Source organism: Arthrobacter sp. HMWF013, assembly GCF_003061105.1.
Lineage (GTDB): Bacteria > Actinomycetota > Actinomycetes > Actinomycetales > Micrococcaceae > Arthrobacter.
In genome coordinates this window covers 1-3,007 of sequence record NZ_QAIQ01000250.1, presented here as the reverse complement: position 1 = coordinate 3,007, position 3,007 = coordinate 1, and the positions used below count along the sequence as shown (strand labels likewise).

At 66.9% G+C, this 3,007-nt stretch carries 3 protein-coding genes; 1 reads left to right on the top strand and 2 read right to left on the bottom strand.

The window, feature by feature from the left end:
- Nucleotides 1–1,086, bottom strand: a 1,086-nt coding sequence (locus tag DBR22_RS10180) for an FGGY family carbohydrate kinase (RefSeq protein WP_108598924.1), incomplete at its 3' end; no start/stop codon positions are given.
- A gap of 2 nt (nt 1,087–1,088) precedes the next feature.
- Nucleotides 1,089–2,276: a xylose isomerase gene (xylA, locus tag DBR22_RS10175; RefSeq protein ID WP_108598923.1), complete on the bottom strand. Its 1,188-nt coding sequence runs from the start codon at nt 2,274–2,276 to the stop codon at nt 1,089–1,091.
- A 128-nt stretch (nt 2,277–2,404) separates the two neighbouring features.
- Between xylA and DBR22_RS10170 the strand changes: the two genes are divergently transcribed.
- Nucleotides 2,405–3,007 (top strand): ROK family transcriptional regulator (locus DBR22_RS10170; RefSeq protein ID WP_258229128.1); only part of this gene is annotated, 603 nt, incomplete at its 3' end.

Here is a 3,007-nt window from a genome sequence, read left to right as displayed (position 1 = left end):
CTGGCGGAATTCAACGAACTGGCACTGGCGGCCGCTCCGGGAGCCGGCGGCCCCGGGAAGGTTCGGGGTACGTTCGCCGTCGAAGTAGGGGACGAGCGTCAGTCCGCCGGCTCCCGGAGCGGCCGCCAGTGCCAGTTCGTTGAATTCCGCCAGGCTGACATCCAGCAGCGCTGCGGTGGCATCGAAGACCCGTGTGGCGTTCAGGGTGCAGGCGAGCGGCAGGAAGTTGCCCGTGGCGTCGGCGAATCCTGCCACCAGCCCGGACTCGTCGGCTGCCGGCGTGGCCGAGACCGCAAAAACGGTGCCGGACGTGCCCAGCGACATCACCACGTCGCCCACCCCCGCGCCGACCCCGAGGGCGGCGGCGGCGTTGTCCCCCGCGCCCGGGCCGATGACCGCCCCTTCCGGGGTTTTCCCCCAAACGTCCAGGGGGCCGACGACGGCGGGAAGCCGGGGGACGTGGCCCAGGGACTTTTCGAGTGCATCAGGAAGGTACTGGCCGGTGGATGCAGCGAAGTAGCCGGTGCCCGATGCGTCGGAGCGGTCGGTGCGGAGGGCCGCCAGGCCTGCCTCACCGCTGCCCGGGCCGAACCCTGCCAGCCGCCAGGACAGCCAGTCGTGAGGAAGGCAAACGGCTGCAACGCGGGCTGCATTGTCCGGTTCGTTCTGGGCAAGCCAGCGCAGCTTGGTGATGGTCAGAGACGCCACCGGGACCGTTCCCGTGGCACCGGCCCAGTAGCGGGCCCCCTCACGAGGATCGCCGCCGCCTGCTTCCCGGACCAGGTCCAGCGCGGCCGGGGCGCTCCGGTTGTCGTTCCAGAGCAGGGCCGGGCGGATCACCTCTCCGTCAGCGTCGAGGCAGACCATGCCGTGCTGCTGCCCGCCCACGGAGACTGCACTGACGTCGCCGAGGCCACCGGCCTGGTCGATCGCTTCCTGGAGGGCGTTCCACCAATGGTCGGGGTGCACTTCGGTGCCTTCGGGATGGCTGGCGCGGCCCTGGCGGAGGAGCTCACCGGTGGCCGCGTCGCGGATCACCACCTTGCAGGACTGGGTGGAGCTGTCGATGCCGGCAACGGTTCCCATGGTCAGCGGGCGTTGAGCAGGTGTTCGATGGCCAGCTGGTTGAGCCGCACAAAGGCGAAGGAGCGCTCGGCGGCGGCATCGGCGTCGAACGCCTCGAATGCCGCGGCGTCCGCCAGGAGGTCTGCGGCGGATTCGCCGGCGGAAAGTGTCGGCTGGCCCAGTTCGAATACTCCGGAGGCCGCCAGTGCTTCCTGCACCTGCGGGTCTGCGCGGAAGGCGAGGGCCCGTTCCTTGAGGAGGAGGTACATGGACATGTTGGACTTCGCGGATTCCCAGACACCGTCATAGCCGTCGGTGCGGGACGGCTTGTAGTCGAAGTGGCGCGGTCCGTCGTACTTGGGCCCGCCGTTGGGGAAGCCGTTTTCGAGCAGGTCCACTGTGAAGAAGGCGCTGGTGAGGTCACCGTGGCCGAACACGAGGTCCTGATCGTATTTGATGCCGCGCTGTCCGTTGAGGTCGATATGGAAGAGCTTGCCCGCCCAGAGCGCCTGCGCGATCCCGTGGGTGAAGTTCAGGCCAGCCATCTGTTCGTGGCCCGTCTCGGGGTTCAGGCCCACAATGTCGCCGTGCTCCAGTTCGGCAATGAACGCCAGGCCGTGGCCGACAGTGGGCAGGAAGATGTCGCCGCGGGGCTCGTTGGGCTTGGGCTCCAGGGCAATGCGGAGATTGTAGCCCTTGTCCTTGATATAGGCGGCGGCGGTGTCCACGCCTTCCTTCATGCGGTCCAGGGCCGCAGACAGGTCCTTGGAACCGTCGTACTCGCTGCCTTCACGGCCGCCCCACATCACGAACGTTTCGGCGCCGAACTCGGCGGCGGAGTCGATGTTGCGGAGTACCTTGCTCAGGGCGAAGCGCCGGACCGAGCGGTCATTGGAGGTGAAGCCGCCGTCCTTGAATACCGGGTGGCTGAAGAGATTGGTGGTCACCATCGGGACCTTGAGGCCCGTCTCGGAGAGTGCTGCCTTGAAGTTTTTCAGGATCAGTTCGCGCTCCGAGGCAGTGGCGTCGAACGGGACCAGATCGTTGTCGTGGAACGTGAGGCCGTACGCGCCGAGTTCGCTGAGCTTGTGGACCGCTTCCACGGGGTCAAGCGGCTTCCGGGTTGCAACGCCGAAAGGATCGGCTCCGGTCCAACCGACGGTCCAGAGGCCGAAGGTGAACTTATCAGCGGGGGAGGGCGTAGGAGTCATGATGCGTCCTTGCATGTGGGGGATCAGGAGAACCGTGAGTTAGTTTATCGCTTGAACTATATGATCAGGAATGAGCTAAGGTCAATAGCCAAGAGGGCGGTTGTGCCGTCCAGGCAGAAGGAGGGGGCATGGCAGGGGCTGCGACGGCTGCAGGTTCCGCCGAGCGGGGGACGCCGGGGAGCATGGGTGATGTCCGCCGGGCCAACCTGGCCCTGGTCCTGGGCCGCATTGCTCAAGCGGACGCCGGCACGCACCTGACCCGGGCCCAGATCGCCGTGGCCACAGGGCTCACCAAGGCCTCCGTATCCAGCCTGGTACTGGACCTGATCGAGGCCGGAATAATCCGGGAAATCGGGCTGAATCCGCAGGGGGAGCGTGGACGCCCCGGCGTGGGCCTGGAACTGAATCCGGCCAACGCCGTGCTGGGCATGGAAATCAATGTCGACTACATTTCCGCGGGACTGACGGACCTCGCGGGCAACCTCCTGTTCCAAGAGTCACGCGAGCAGGATAACCGCGGCGCCGCTCCTGCGGCTGTGGCGGCGGCCTTGGGCCGGCTGGCAGCCGAACTGCGGGATGCGGCCGAAGCCGAAGGGGTCCGCGTTCTCGGCGGCGGACTGGCCGTGCCGGGACTCGTTGATGATAAATCCGGGACGGTGATCGCGGCTCCCAACCTCGGCTGGAACAACGAATCCTTGGACTTGCAGGCCCTGCTTCCCGGTGTGCCATTG